The organism is Undibacterium sp. SXout20W (genome assembly GCF_049340285.1).
Taxonomy (GTDB): Bacteria; Pseudomonadota; Gammaproteobacteria; order Burkholderiales; family Burkholderiaceae_D; genus Undibacterium.
Map to the genome: position 1 here is coordinate 33,901 of NZ_JBMPPH010000023.1, position 14,860 is coordinate 48,760.

Annotated in this window: 9 protein-coding genes; 6 read left to right on the forward strand and 3 right to left on the reverse strand. The window is 46.2% G+C overall.

Annotated features, from left to right (window positions below; translation table 11 throughout):
* Positions 1–42: 42 nt before the first annotated feature.
* Entirely contained in the window at positions 43–2,919 is a 2,877-nt protein-coding gene (locus ACO0K1_RS12725) for a TonB-dependent receptor domain-containing protein (protein WP_423026251.1), read from the reverse strand.
* A 647-nt stretch (positions 2,920–3,566) separates the two neighbouring features.
* Here ACO0K1_RS12725 and ACO0K1_RS12730 point away from each other — a divergent pair.
* Positions 3,567–4,886, forward strand: coding sequence for a dicarboxylate/amino acid:cation symporter (locus ACO0K1_RS12730; protein WP_423026253.1), 1,320 nt, complete (start codon positions 3,567–3,569; stop codon positions 4,884–4,886).
* Positions 4,887–5,016: 130 nt separating this feature from the next.
* Here ACO0K1_RS12730 and ACO0K1_RS12735 read toward each other — a convergent pair whose 3' ends face one another.
* Entirely contained in the window at positions 5,017–6,273 is a 1,257-nt protein-coding gene (locus ACO0K1_RS12735; protein ID WP_423026255.1) for a TCR/Tet family MFS transporter, read from the reverse strand.
* 308 nt (positions 6,274–6,581) lie between these two features.
* Between ACO0K1_RS12735 and ACO0K1_RS12740 the strand changes: the two genes are divergently transcribed.
* The 3 genes from ACO0K1_RS12740 to ACO0K1_RS12750 all read left to right on the forward strand — a co-directional run bounded on the left by ACO0K1_RS12740 (position 6,582) and on the right by ACO0K1_RS12750 (position 11,555).
* Positions 6,582–7,886 (forward strand): hemolysin family protein, encoded by a 1,305-nt coding sequence (locus ACO0K1_RS12740; RefSeq protein WP_423026257.1) that lies wholly within the window; start codon positions 6,582–6,584, stop codon positions 7,884–7,886.
* 71 nt (positions 7,887–7,957) lie between these two features.
* Positions 7,958–9,247 carry an Hsp70 family protein gene (locus tag ACO0K1_RS12745; protein WP_423026259.1) on the forward strand — a complete coding sequence of 430 codons (1,290 nt, stop codon included), beginning with the start codon at positions 7,958–7,960 and terminating at the stop codon, positions 9,245–9,247.
* 85 nt (positions 9,248–9,332) lie between these two features.
* The gene (locus ACO0K1_RS12750; protein ID WP_423026262.1) at positions 9,333–11,555 is read left to right on the forward strand and encodes a bifunctional diguanylate cyclase/phosphodiesterase; all 2,223 of its coding nucleotides are present in this window, start codon (positions 9,333–9,335) and stop codon (positions 11,553–11,555) included.
* 115 nt (positions 11,556–11,670) lie between these two features.
* Here the strand turns inward: ACO0K1_RS12750 and ACO0K1_RS12755 are convergent, their stop codons facing one another.
* Entirely contained in the window at positions 11,671–12,207 is a 537-nt protein-coding gene (locus ACO0K1_RS12755) for a Spy/CpxP family protein refolding chaperone (RefSeq protein ID WP_423026264.1), read from the reverse strand.
* Positions 12,208–12,519: 312 nt separating this feature from the next.
* Between ACO0K1_RS12755 and ACO0K1_RS12760 the strand changes: the two genes are divergently transcribed.
* Together ACO0K1_RS12760 and ACO0K1_RS12765 are read left to right on the forward strand one after the other, a co-directional pair.
* Complete coding sequence (locus ACO0K1_RS12760) at positions 12,520–13,248, forward strand: response regulator (protein WP_423026266.1); 729 nt, start codon at positions 12,520–12,522, stop codon at positions 13,246–13,248.
* The gene (locus ACO0K1_RS12765) at positions 13,245–14,600 is read left to right on the forward strand and encodes an ATP-binding protein (RefSeq protein ID WP_423026268.1); all 1,356 of its coding nucleotides are present in this window, start codon (positions 13,245–13,247) and stop codon (positions 14,598–14,600) included. The genes ACO0K1_RS12760 and ACO0K1_RS12765 overlap by 4 nt, the downstream gene beginning before the upstream one ends.
* Positions 14,601–14,860: the final 260 nt, after the last annotated feature.

Here is a 14,860-nt window from a genome sequence, read left to right on the forward strand (position 1 = left end):
TCAGGTTACATCTTGCTGTCTAACCTCGGACAACTTTACATCTTATTTGAACTTGTAATTCAAGCTCAGTCTAAACATACGACCTTGTGCATCTTGGAAGCTCGATGGGATTGCGCCACCAATACCAAACGCACGAATGTCCGTCGCGGCTAACTGGTTAAACACATTCAACACGTTTGCAGAGATCACTGTATTTTTAAATCCAGTGTACACAAAGAAGTAATCAACAGTCTGGCTTGAACCAACATAGCATGCGCTTACCTTGTTTGTTTTGCATGCCGCATTGTTCCATGTCGCATCGTACTTACCTTGTTGCAATGCATAACCATTGTTGTAGTTTAAGCGGAAACCATTCGTGAAACTACCGGTTTCCAACGCTGCCGTCGCATTAGCATTGACGTGTGCGAAACCATATTGGCCAGCCAGATTCTCAGTAATATCACTGATGTTTGAATCTTTGTAGCTGATCAGGTAGGTACCATCAATTCCAACACGTAAGGTGCCGAGGTTTTCAAACTTCGCTTTACCTTTCAATTCAACGTCAACACCGCTGGTAATTTGCTGCGTCAGATTCTCCATCATTTGCGTTACGTTTTGCAACGGACCGGATGTCACGCCATAAGCTGCAATTTCTGCCGTAGTAAATGTAGGATCAGCTGCTGGGTTCAATGCTGCACGATTTAATGTCGTACCTGCTGGCAACGGGCCACCATTCAAGACCTGAGCTATTGAAGGAATACCAATCGTGCCTTTACGATCAATATGCCAGTAGTCGAAAGAGGCCGTGAAGTTTTTAATCGGCTCAATGACGATACCAACAGAAATTGATTGTGATGTTTCAGGTTGCAAATCTGGGTTATTAAGCGTTTTAATCGCCAAACCAAAACTACATTCCGCGCTATACACAGCCTCTGCACGGGCATATAACAGTGCCGCCTGCGGGTCATTCGGATTCAAGGCATTTGCCTTATTGTTCAAATCATTTTGCAAATTTGTCGCTTGTTGGCAACGCTGAGGATCTGAAGTACCACCGCTGTATGCAAACTTAGTTGATTGGGCACTTTCTACCATGTTTGGTGCACGGAAACCGTTTTCGATCGTACCACGCAACAAAATTGAATCCGTTGGTGTATAACGGAAAGCCAGACGTGGTGAGAAATGTGCTGCTAATTGAGGATATTTATCAACACGGGCTGCTGCTGAAATTTCAAATTTCTTAAATACTGGAATATTGAACTCAGCAAACAGAGAGCTCGTGTTACGTGAAGCATCAGAGGAGCTAGCACCGTAACCGACAATATCGCCGACCAACAGATTGGCTGACGGCGTATTGGAATAGCTCTCATGGCGTACTTCACCACCGACCGCAAAGCCTAAGTCACCAGCGGGCAACTTCGCCAAAGTACCACTCAGTTTAGCATCAACAAATGCTTGCGAATCTTTACCTTGGTAGCCAAAGGCTGGGAACAAGGTATTCAATACCGCCGCACTATTGACCTGACCTGGATGGTAGCCATTTGGTTGATTAAAGAAATTTGGGTCTGTTGCCGTGTAGGCCAGATTCGCAGAGCTGACGTTACCAGTATATTTATTGTAATCGCCGATCGTCTGAATGAAGCCAGAACTACTAAACGCGCCACGCTGAGTTGTCGTTGTTTTAGAACCCATTACACCGGCAGCTGTTTCCCAGTCAAAGTCTTTAAACGTTCCACGTAAGCCACCGATGGCACGATACTCACTGCTATCCACATTCTGGAATGTTGGCGCGTCAACAAAGCGGTAACGCAATGCGGCACCTGCCTCACCAGCGGAGTTCAGCGGATTCGTCACTGGCAACCCGAGGTAATTAAACGTCAGAGACTGACCCGTTGTCGGGTTACCCCAACCAATCGTACCCAGACCATCGCCATAGTAGGTAAATGGGCTGATGTATTTAGTGGTGATTTTTGAATACAGTACTTCGCCGAAAGCTTGCGTGCCACCGCCAAGATTTAATGTGCCGGAACCGTAGAAGTTCGCACGTTGCGATTCAGGAACAGCTTGGAAGCGTTCATATTTATTATATTTACAGGCGCCGCCTTGAATCAAACTTGGATCGCAGCCGGGAACTGGTGTGACTGTGGCGTCAACAATATTTCCTGGATAAGAATACGTCGAATATTTACCAAAATTTGGAGAATACTTCAGCAGTGCAGGATCTGTATATTGCAACAGATTTGTCCACATTGTGCTTTCACGTTTGTAGAAATCAGCATTCAGCAGGACGTTATAACCATCTTTATCGTACTCACCGAAACCGCCAGTAATCGATGCTTTTGTCGTTGCGAATGCACCACCATGGGAAGACTGCGTGCGGTCAGCACTGACGTCAAGACCCTGGTAATTCGATTTGGTAATGATATTGATAACGCCAGCAACTGCATCTGAACCATAAATCGCGGAAGCACCCGTTTTCAGGATTTCTACGCGCTCAATCGCGTCCAGAGGAATCGCGTCAACGTTAGAGAATACATTGGTGTAGTCAGCTAACGCATAAACCGGGAGACGGCGACCATTCAGCAACACCAAGGTTGATTGTTCACCTAAGTTACGCAAACTTACACTTGTTGCGCCGGGTGCAAAACTATTGCTGCCGCCGATATCACTGAGGCCACCTGTGGATGCAGACAGATTACCGATCAGATCAGCAACGTTCGTCACGCCTTGACGCATGATATCTTCATGCTTGATCACTTGTACCGGCGAAGTACTTTCAGTATCAATAGATTTAATGTTTGAACCTGTGATCACCACACGTTCCACTTTATCTGTATTTGGTGTTGTTTGTTCTTGCGCGTGTGCTGCCATCAAGGTGCCGGTCGCGAAAACTGCTAACGCGACGCGTACTGCGTTGACCCCAATTTTTTCTCTGAATTCCATACCCGCTCCCAGTTATTTGATAAGTGTTTTTTTATTTGCTTTAATTTGCTCTTATTTGCTTTAAATAGGGGCACTAAAAACATCGCTGTGTCGAACTCAACCACGGTTCCGAACAAAATGCGTACAACGTTTTCAGTTAAATTTTTCTAATGAAAATTTTTTCCCTATTTGTTTAGATTATTAAATAAATTGTTACAGGAGTGTTGCATGAAGCGTGTCACATACAACACTTTTAAAAAGGTATGATCAAATGCGGAGAAGCTTCGGTGTTGCCATCTTTTTACTGAATTAATTTCGAAATTAAGCCAATTAAACTTATTTTCAATGGCAGGAAATAAAGAAAACGTCTTTATTTAGACGATAAATGCGCTTATCTCCTCTTTTAATTATTAAAAACACCACATAAATTTGTTTTTAGACAATGTCGTTTATGAGCTTATAAAAATTCATTCTTAAGCGAATCTAATTATTTCTAATTATTAACAATTGTTTGGTGTGGAAAGCCACAATAGCCGTGTAATACTTAATTTTTCATAATGGATTTTGATATTTCATTTTGACCATAAAATAGCCGACAGAAAACAAGTCAGCATCGGCGTTACCTGTTTAAAACATGGTGACACCTTCCCACACAACGGAGACATAATATGCAGTCGCAGCCGATCTACAAATCCCTGTATTTTCAGGTGATTGTTGCCATTCTACTGGGCGTCTTTCTCGGGCATTTCTATCCCGAATCCGGCGCCGCCATGAAACCGTTAGGGGATGGTTTCATCAAACTCATTAAGATGATGATTGCCCCGATTATTTTCTGTACCGTGGTTATTGGTATTGCGGGCATGGAAGACATGAAAAAAGTCGGCAAAACCGGTGGTATGGCTTTGTTGTATTTTGAAACAGTGAGTACCCTGGCATTAATTGTTGGCTTGTTTATGGTCAACATCCTGCAACCAGGTGCGGGCATGCACATTGATATACATTCGCTGGACACCAAAGGAATCGCCGCCTATACAGGTCCGGGAAAAATGCAAACAACCGTTGACTTCCTGATGGCGATCATTCCGACAACGCTCGTTGATGCATTTGCAAAGGGCGAAATTTTACAAGTTTTGTTGATCGCGATTTTCTTTGGCTTTGCGCTACATCGCTTTGGTGGCCGCGGTACGCTGGTATTTGATTTTATCGAAAAAATCTCTCACGTCTTGTTTACAATTGTCGGCTACATCATGAAAGTTGCACCGATTGGCGCGTTTGGTGCGATGGCCTTCACAATCGGTAAATTTGGTATCAAGTCCTTGTTGTCGTTAGGTTATCTGATGGCGACTTTTTATGGCACTTGCTTAATTTTTATCTTTGTCATACTCGGCTTAATTGCCCGCTTTCACGGCTTTAGTATCTGGAAATTCGTCAAATACATCAAAGAAGAGTTACTTATTGTGCTCGGCACGTCGTCATCTGAATCCGCGTTGCCAGGCATTATCGGTAAATTGGAAAAACTGGGCGTCAAAAAGTCGGTTGTTGGTTTGGTGATTCCAACGGGCTATTCGTTTAATCTCGACGGTACGTCGATTTATTTGACGATGGCGGCAGTATTTATTGCGCAAGCGACCGATACGCCGATGACATTGCTGCAACAATTGACTTTGCTGGCGGTATTGTTGTTAACATCCAAAGGCGCTGCAGGTGTGACGGGTAGTGGCTTTATCGTATTGGCAGCGACACTGTCTGCCGCGAGCGACGTACCTGTTGCAGGCCTGGCTATCATCCTTGGGATCGACCGTTTTATGTCTGAAGCGCGGGCCTTGACCAATCTGATAGGCAATGGCGTTGCAACGATTGTGGTGGGTAAGTGGGGTAATGATGTCGATATGCAGCGTCTCAATCGCGTATTGGATAACCAACCGGTTGCAGACATTGAAAAGCAAGATGAACACGAAGCGATGATATCAAGCGCAAAACATCTGTAAAAAGATCGTCGGTCAGCATCAAAAAAATAGCGAACTGTGGGTTCGCTATTTTTTTTGTTTCAAGATAATTTGGGGAATTTAAGTTCGGAACTTGAATTCGAAATATAAGTTCGGAATTTTAATTTTCGACTTAAGCGTCCTGTTTTACTTTTCTCATATGCAAATAAGCCATCACCAACGCTACAAACTGCACTGACGCGGCCATAAAGAATGGTGCTCCTAACAACAAACTTCCGCGTGGCGCATGACTCACTTGGGCTAACAGCGACGTCCCCGCCAGCGTCGCGACCACACTCATAATACTGGCCAATGCGCTCAATGAACCCATGGCTACCCCTTGCGAACGCGCATCAACGGCACGCGAAAAGAAAGCTTGCAACGCTGGACCGGCAGCGAAAGCAAGAACATTACATAAAATCAGCACGTACATCATCCAACCTTGCGTAGCCAGACCATAAAGAGTCAGCGCCGTGCAGGATGAAATCAGTCCAAACAAGATCGCCTTGGCGTCACCGACCCATTTTATATAGCGACCAAGGAACACACCCTGCATCACGACGCTGGAAATTCCCACCATAAATAGCGACAAGCCATTTTGCATCGGTGTCCAGCCAAACCGCAATTCGGTCGATAATACCCACGTCGTTTGCAAAGTGAACTGGGCAAACATGGTTAGTCCATACACCCATACCAATGAACCAACGCCACGCAAATGTGCGAGGCCACTCAAACCCGCAAACGGATTGGCAGATTTGATTGAAAATGGCTTACGGTTGGCCAAAGCCAGGGATTCTGGTAAAGAAAAATAACCATAAACCACATTCAATAAGGACACAACCGCTGCCAGATAGAACGGATAATGGATGTTCACTTCCCCGAGCAAGCCGCCAGTGACGGGGCCACAAATAAAGCCCAATCCAAACATCGCGCCAATTTTACCTAGTGCTTTACTGCGATTTTCGGGGGTTGAAACGTCGGCAATATAAGCGTTAGCAACCGACAAATTACCCGCCGTCACACCGCCCAATGCGCGTATGATAAGCAGCCAGAATATGCTGGTCGCCTGCGTGAGCAGTAAAAAATTAAGCCCCAGACCAAATACACAGGTGAGCAAAACCGGACGACGGCCAAAGCGATCACTCAATGCGCCGATAATCGGTGCAAAGAAAAATTGCATGACGCCATAAATCGCCACAATCGCGCCGTACCACTGTGCCTGGGCGTCAGCTTGTTGCGTAAAATGCCCGACGAGCCTGGGGAGCACTGGAATAATCAAGCCAATGCCCAGAATATCGAGAAATACCGTTATCAGCACAAAACGTACGTTTGTCGAAAGTGGGCTTGGTGCAGGGCTAGCAGCGCTAGCAGGAAGCTCGGGTACAGTCATCCTTGTGGGCTTTCATTGAAAAAAGAGATGGTTCAAAGACAAATAATTGCGGCATTGAAACAACAATCGTTTCAGGCGCACTAAGTCACCTGTCTCAGCTGTCATTTTCATGCAATCGCAATAGTATATGATTCAATCCATGGGATTCTTGCAAAAATAGTTTTTGTCAGGGAGTTCGATGGTCTAGCCCTTCAATTCATTGTTTCTGCCTTTTTGCCCATCATCATGCATGTTTGGGTGCGGCGGCGGTTGAAGCGGCGGACGTTGACCCAAATTCAACATGACGTTTTAGGTATTCAGGAGCACTTATGCCCTTATTTGATCACTTTCTGGTGATTGCTTTGTTAGTCGCCATCAGCGCCTTTTTTTCGATGTCAGAGATCTCACTGGCAGCGGCGCGTAAGGTGAAATTGCAAGTCCTCGAAGCCGAAGGCGAGCCGCGCGCTGCTAAAGTATTAGAATTGCAACAAGAGCCGGGGCATTTTTTTACGGTGGTGCAAATTGGCCTCAATGGTGTCGCGATCCTCGGCGGTATATTAGGTGAGCAAGCTTTAACGCCGTATTTTGCGAAGGTGTTCCATACGATGTTCGGCGATGCATCCTGGGTCGATACTGCCAGTTTTTTGAGTTCTTTTCTATTCGTTACGTCGATTTTTATCTTATTTGCCGATTTAATGCCTAAGAAATTGGCCATGATTGCACCGGAAGCAGTCGCTATATTCGTCGTCACGCCGATGTTGTTATGTGTGCGCTTGTTCAAACCTTTGGTCTGGGTATTTAACGGTCTCTCGAATCTGATTTTCGGCATATTGAATTTACCGACTGAAAGAGATGAGCAAATCACCTCCGATGAAATTTACGCGATGGTCGATGCTGGCGCCGAAGCGGGTGTCCTGCAAGCGCGCGAACATCATATGATCGGTAATGTGTTCGAATTAGAGAGCCGCACCGTACCAAGTGCGATGTCGCAACGGGATAGTATTGTCTATTTCACCTTACAAGACAGCGACTTTGTCATCCGGCAAAAAATTGCCGAACATCCCCATGCCAAGTTTTTAGTGTGTGATGGACATATTGACAATGTGGTGGGGTATGTTGAGTCGAAAGATATTTTGAAGCGCGTCTTGACCAATCAGGCATTTTCCAAAGTGCAGGAACTATCCATACGTACCGCACTAGCGGTACCGGATTCATTGACATTGTCCGAGATGTTGGAGCAATTTAAAGGGACGCGTGAGGATTTCGCCGTCATTTTGAATGAATATGCACTCGTGGTGGGCGTGATTACACTCAATGATGTACTCAGCACTTTGATGGGTAATTTAGTTCATCCGTTCCAGGAAGATCAAATCGTTCAACGTGATGCAAACTCCTGGCTGATTGACGGGGCGACAACAATCGAAGATGTCTGCCGTGCATTAGCGATTGATTCCTTGCCCGAGCAAGATAGCTATGAGACTATTGCGGGCTTCATGATGACGATGTTGAAAAAGATACCGAAACGTACCGATTACGTCATGGTAGGCTCGTACAAATTTGAAGTCGTTGATATTGACCATTATCGCATCGACCAATTGCTGGTCATCCGGACCGATAACGCACCAGCACCGTAATATTTATTTTCAGAATTTCAACGCCGCCAGCATCAGGTTGACGGCGTTTTCGTTTTAAACAGGAAAGTTTCATGTCCCAAGCTTGCGGAGTAGATTTTGGCACCTCAAATTCAACAGTGGGTTGGCATCAGGCCAATCGGCCAGCGCTGTTAACTTTAGAGCAAGATAAGGTCACCTTGCCATCGGTCGTATTTTTTAATGCAGAAGATGATGAAGTCAGCTATGGCCGCGCCGCACTCAGCAATTATCTGGCAGGTTATGAAGGGCGCTTGATGCGTTCCATGAAGAGCTTGTTAGGCACGAGTCTGATGGATGGACAGACTGAAGTGTTGGGCAAAAGTGTGCCGTTTCGAGGCTTGTTAGGGCAATTTATTGGCGAATTAAAAGGACGCGCCGAAAAATCAGCCGGACGATCCTTTGACTATGCAGTCCTGGGCCGTCCCGTCCATTTCATTGACGATAACGCGAATGCTGACCGCATTGCGCAAAATACCTTAGAAGATATTGCGCTAGAAGCGGGCTTTAAAGAAGTCCATTTTCAATTTGAACCGATCGCTGCGGCATTTGATTACGAATCGCGTATCGACAAAGAAGAATTAGTGCTGATCGCGGATATTGGCGGTGGTACCTCCGATTTTTCTCTGGTTCGCCTCTCACCCAAACGTTCACACGTACTTGACCGTAGTGATGATATTTTAGGCAATGGCGGTATTCATATTGGTGGAACCGACTTCGATAAATATCTGAGCCTGGCGCACATCATGCCGTTACTGGGACTGGGTGGAAGACTGTCAAATCAAACCGATATTCCCTCCAGCTATTACTATAATCTGGCAACATGGCATACAATTAATCAGGTCTATACGCAAAAGGTCGGACGCGAGCTTTTAGATGTGTACCGCGACATCCAGAATCCTGAATTTAGAATGCGCTTTGAACGATTACTCAATTTGGTTGAGGACCGCGATGGACACTGGCTGGCCATTAAATCAGAAGAAGCAAAGATTTTGCTTTCTGATCAAGACATGGTAAATTTGCCATTGGAACGTTTACGTAGCAAACAAACAGCAACATCAACAGCAGCATCCGCCTGTTCACTGGTCATTGAACACACAGGCTTGCAATCAGCAATCGGTCATTTGAGCGTCAGCATCGCTAACGCGGTTTCCAGCGTCATTCATGATGCCGGGATACGACCTGAACAGGTCGATACCGTATTTTTTACCGGCGGTTCTAGCGGTGTGCGTGGTCTGCGGCAACAGATAGCAGCCATCGTTCCCGGTGCTCGCAAAGTAGAAGGTGATTTATTTGGAAGTATTGGTGCTGGCCTGGGCCTGGACGCTGCACGTCGATTCGCATGAGCCTGAGCTTTTCGTTTGCTTTGCATAGGATATACTGGCCTTACTGGACTTGATAATCCTATAGATTTTGCCACCCGGGGGTTGCATGCCAATCGATGACGACGATTTGTTCATTGAAGACGATTCTACTGATGACCCCTCGCAAGCTTCAAACGCGCCCGTTCGCAGCTGGAAAATTGCGATCGTTGACGACGATGAAGACGTCCACAAAACGACATGTTTTGCATTGCAATATACGCAAATTCTGAATCGCCCTCTGGAATTTATTCATACCTACTCCAAAGAAGAGACCAGACGCGTTTTTGCCAACGAATCCGATATCGCCGTCATTCTGCTCGACGTGGTGATGGAAACTGAGCAAGCAGGTTTGGAATTGGTCAGTTTTATTCGCGAAGAACTCAAATGGCGCGATACACGTATTATTCTTCGCACCGGCCAACCAGGCTACGCCCCCGAAGAAGAAGCCATTCGCAACTTTGATATCAATGATTACAAAACAAAAAATGAGCTGACCCGTAAGAAGTTACTGACCTCATTAACTGCAGCAATTCGGTCCTATGAGCAAATATGCACCATCGACGCTAGTCGACGTGGCCTACATCAAATTATTCTTTCCAGTGCCTCATTCACGTTCGATCATGGTATCCAGGCGTTTGCTGCGGGCGTTATTACACAAATTGCGGCCCTATGCGGTGTGCCACCGGAAGGTCTTTTGTGTGCTCAAGGCGAGCTGAACGAGGGTGAGAACGGACAGCAATTCAACGTCATTGCCTCTGCAGGACATTACAGTCGCCTCATGAATTGTACAATCGACGAAATCGGGGACGTTAATATTCAAAATGCCCTGACACATGTGCTGACACATCGCGAGTCGCTGTTCAATGAACACAACATGACCTTATATTTTTCGGGTCGCGGCAACCGTCCACTCGCAGCCTACATCGATTTGCCTTACGCTTTATCTGAAATCAATCACAATTTATTAGAAGTGTTTTGCTCTAATCTTGGTGTGTGTCTGGATAATTTGAGCTTGGTGAATCAACTCAAAAATCATGCCTACCGTGATCAACTTCTCAAGTTACCGAATCGATTAAAGTTTATCGACCACATCAACGATTTAATCAAGGCCAAAAGGCCACAGCAAATGCTGGCGCTGGTTGATATCGACGACTTCGCCGAAATTAACGACGTCCTTGGCCATCACTATGGCGATTTGCTATTAAAAGCGGTAGCAGATCGATTGCGCTCTGATCTGGGTAACGATATTTTTCTGGCGCGTATTTCCGGTGATGTATTTGGCTTGTTGGGTCACCAGGCACAATTGCATCCCGATCACTTGAAACAGCTTTTTAGTGCACCTTTTATTTTCGATGATACAGCGCATGCTGTCTCAACCTCGACCGGTATGGTGGAATTATCCGGCTACGAAACAGACGGCGCTGAAGCCTTAAAAGATGCCAGCATCGCCTTAAAACGTAGCAAAACATACCAGCGTGGTAGCTACACCTTGTTCACTCGAAAAATGGGACTGGAAATACGTGAGCGAGCCACTTTGATGCAGCATCTGCATGCAGCGTTTGATGCTGAGCGCTTATTTTTAATGTACCAACCGCAAATTGAACTCAGCACACAACGTTTTATCGGACTCGAAGCATTGATACGCTGGCGCACCGACGATGGACAAATGATTCCACCAACTGACTTCATTCCACTGGCAGAATATTCTGGATTGATCGTCAGTCTCGGTGCGTGGGTCTTACGCACGGCCTGTTTTTTAATGGTGCGATTGCAAAAAGCTGGGATTGCGCCAGAAAGAATGGCGGTCAATGTCTCGGTAGTGCAATTTCGTCAGGATGACTTTGTCGAAAATGTGCGCAAGGCGCTTGCTGATAGTGGTTTAAGACCAGAAAATCTCGAATTAGAAATCACCGAATCAGTCACAATGGCGAGCGCAAGCATGTTCGAAAGCCGCCTGCATGAACTCAAAAAAATGGGCATTAATATTGCCATTGATGATTTTGGGACTGGCTTTTCTTCGCTCAGCTATTTGGATAAATTACCGGTAGACAGACTCAAAATCGATCGCGCTTTTGTACAACAGATCGATACCCCTGAAGGACCAAGAATCGCTGAACTGATTACGCAGTTAGGAAAAAAACTTGGTTTATCCGTCATCGCAGAAGGCATAGAAACACAAACGCATTTGGATACCTTGCAGGCAATGGGATGCCATGAAGGCCAGGGATTCTTAATTGGGCGACCAATACCAGAGGATATGTTGCTGGAGTGGATCAAAGCGCGCGTTTAAGGAATTTGCGCGCGGAACCAAGCGTTGACTGATTAACGGATTAAATTGCCCGATAGAAATAAAAAAAGCAGTCCAGGTAACCAAACCTGGACTGCTTTTAATACAGAAGATCAGGTTAGTGTCTTTCCATCGTTCCTACACGACCACCTTTTTCCATTTGCTTTGCCATGCGTTCTTGCATTTCTTTTTGCATACGCTTATGGCTTTCGTCAAAGATCTTTTGTTGGTCAGGTGTGAGCGCTACGTAAAAAGTCTTGACCGCGTCCAGCCGTGTTTGCATCAAGGCTTCGTGCTTTTTCATGCGTTCCAACGACAAGGCCATACGTTCAGGTGTACTCAGTTTTTCCTGATCCTGGCTATGCATATGTTCGGGCATCGATGGTGGCGTCATCGCTTGCGTAAATGTCTTCCAGGCTGGCTCCTGGGCTGGCGTGATTTTTAATCTTTCATGCAATTCAGCTTGATGCTTGATTGCACGCTCTTTCATTTTTTCGTGCCACTTTTCCATGTCCTGCGGTGAATGCCCCGGCAACTCCTGCGCGCCTGCTGCTGGAACTGAGGCAGCAGGGTTAGACTGCGCCAAAGCAAACGGCGAAGCACTGAATCCAACCAGCGCCAGACCGATCAACAAAGTTTGCTTTATATTTTTCATGTGTTCTCACTTTTAACCATGGAAAATCCTCGCTTCGCAAATTGTCGTTAGTCAAACGAAGCATTTGCCCTAATGCTAAGGAAATATGAAACCTACAATCAATACGACTTAATATGACTTTTAATTTAGCTGTATGGTGCGCCGCTCTTGTATCTCAGGGATATCAATTTTGCTGCTGTTTGTATCCCTGAGTAACATAAACGATGTAAAACGCGCAATTGATGTTTCTAAGTTTCCAGACAAAGGTTTATCATAACAAGCTGATACAAAATCACTATTTTTTTCTTGGGAACCGAGCACATAATGGGACATATGGATACATCAAATAAAATTCTTATCGTTGACGATGATCGGGAAATCCGTACTTTACTGGCGGAATACCTGGATCACAATGGTTACTCTGCCATTATGGCAGCAGATGGCCCCACCATGTGGGCGGCAATGCTCGAACATCAGTTTGAACTGATCGTGCTGGATTTAAATTTACCGGGCGATGATGGTCTGACTCTCTGTCGTAATCTGCGCGGCAAATCGAATATTCCAGTGATTATGTTGACGGCACGTGGCGAACCTCTGGATCGGATTATTGGTCTTGAAATGGGGGCCGATGACTATCTGCCAAAACCATTTGAACCACGCGAATTGCTAGCGCGGATACGCAGCGTGTTGCGTCGCACTCAACATACGCACGCCAATTCTGGTAACGACGCGTTGCAAAAAATCAAATTTGCCGGTTGGACGCTGGATATGACGGCTCGCCATTTGATCAGTCCCGACGATATGGTGGTCTCTTTGTCAGGTGCTGAGTTCAGAATGCTCAACATCTTCCTGGAACATCCGAACCGTATTTTGAATCGTGACCAGTTGCTCAATATGACCCACGGCCGTGACGCTGATCCGTTCGATCGCTCGATTGATATTCAGATCAGTCGTTTGCGACAAAAGCTGCGCGAAGATGCTCGGACGCCGCAAATCATCAAAACGGTGCGCAATGGCGGTTATGTGTTAGCAGTGAGCGTTGTCACTGAAAAAAATACATGAAGATTTTGTCGTCGATGTGGGGACGGGTATTTACCGTACTGATGTTAGGTATGCTGTCGTCTACCGCATTGACTGGCTGGCTGGCGTTTGGCGAGCGTGAAAAAACGCTCATGCAGTACCGGATTTCGCACAATATCGAGCGCACTGAACAAATGGCGCGCGCATTAGATGTGTTGCCGACCGCCAGTCGTGAACACTTCCTTGCAACCGCACCACCAATGGGCTTGCAAGTTGCTTCAGCAGCATCAGAATCTATTCCGGCGAATCCCGAATCAGACTACGCCAAAGCGGTCAGCGCGAAATTAGGCCAAAGTTTTCGCGTGAGTTCACTCCCCACTGATCCGTCCTTATGCCCGCGACTGCCAACGGACGCCGCCGTTACCCGGCTTCCTTGTGAAAGCTTAGGAATAACGTTGCACGATGGCACTGGCTTACGTCTGACAGTGACCCCGCCACGCGCGACCCCGCCGCTGCATACGGATTTTGTTCAGTACTTGCTGATGTTTCTGGTGAGCGTCGCTATTTTGTCGTATGTAATTTCCCGCATGGCAATGCGACCTTTGCAACAGATGGCCGAGGCAGCGACTGCACTTGGGCAAGATATTAACAGTCCAGCCTTACCGGAAACCGGCACCACGGAAATTTTGCAGGCGACGCGTGCATTTAATGCAATGCAGGGTCGCATTCGTCATCACATTTCACAACGAACTCACATGTTGGCAGCAATTACACATGATTTACAGACGCCATTAACGCGCTTGCGATTGCGATTAGAAAAAGTGAGTGATGCGGAATTGCGCAATAAATTAATTGGCGATCTGTCGGCGATGCAAATGATGATCAAAGAGGGGCTAGATCTGGCGCGCAGTATGGATAGCAGTGAAGCCCTAAGGCCATTGGATATCGACTCCTTAATCGACAGTGTCTGTAGCGATGCCATCGAAGCAGGTCAAAAAATCAACTTCAATGGGTTGCCTGGCATCACCGTTCTAGCGAGACCACAAGCATTAAGGCGATGCCTGACAAATCTGATCGACAATGCGGTCAAATACGGATATTACGCAAACATTAGTCTGAAGCTGGATAAAGTTGATGGGGCTGATGTCCTCAAGGTATTGATTCGTGACGGCGGAACCGGTATTCCTGAAGAATTTCAAAAAAAGGTGTTTGAACCTTTCTTCCGCATGGAAACATCCCGATCAAGGGAGTCTGGTGGCACAGGGCTGGGTTTGACCATTGCTCAAAATATTGCCCAACAGCATGGTGGCGAACTCCAGCTCACCAATTTAACAGAGGGCGGGCTAGAAGTAACGTTGACCCTCCCAGTTCAAAGCGCTTCGGACAGACACTAAGTATCATCAGAGAGTATCTGCATTTTAGCTGCCAACATTGCCTTTGCCGCCATCACTTGGCTCAACAATCTTGAACGTACTTCTGAGATCGATTAGGATAGTCATCGCGATTTTGTCTTAGAGAACCGGATTTACCGTCTGTTTTCTCTGCGCTGCGCAAGTTCCACAGAATGATCGACGTGCTTTGCTGTATGCTGCACCGACAATCAATGTTGAACTGCCGCGAAGTAAACAAGCAAGATTGTTGTTATAAAAATGAA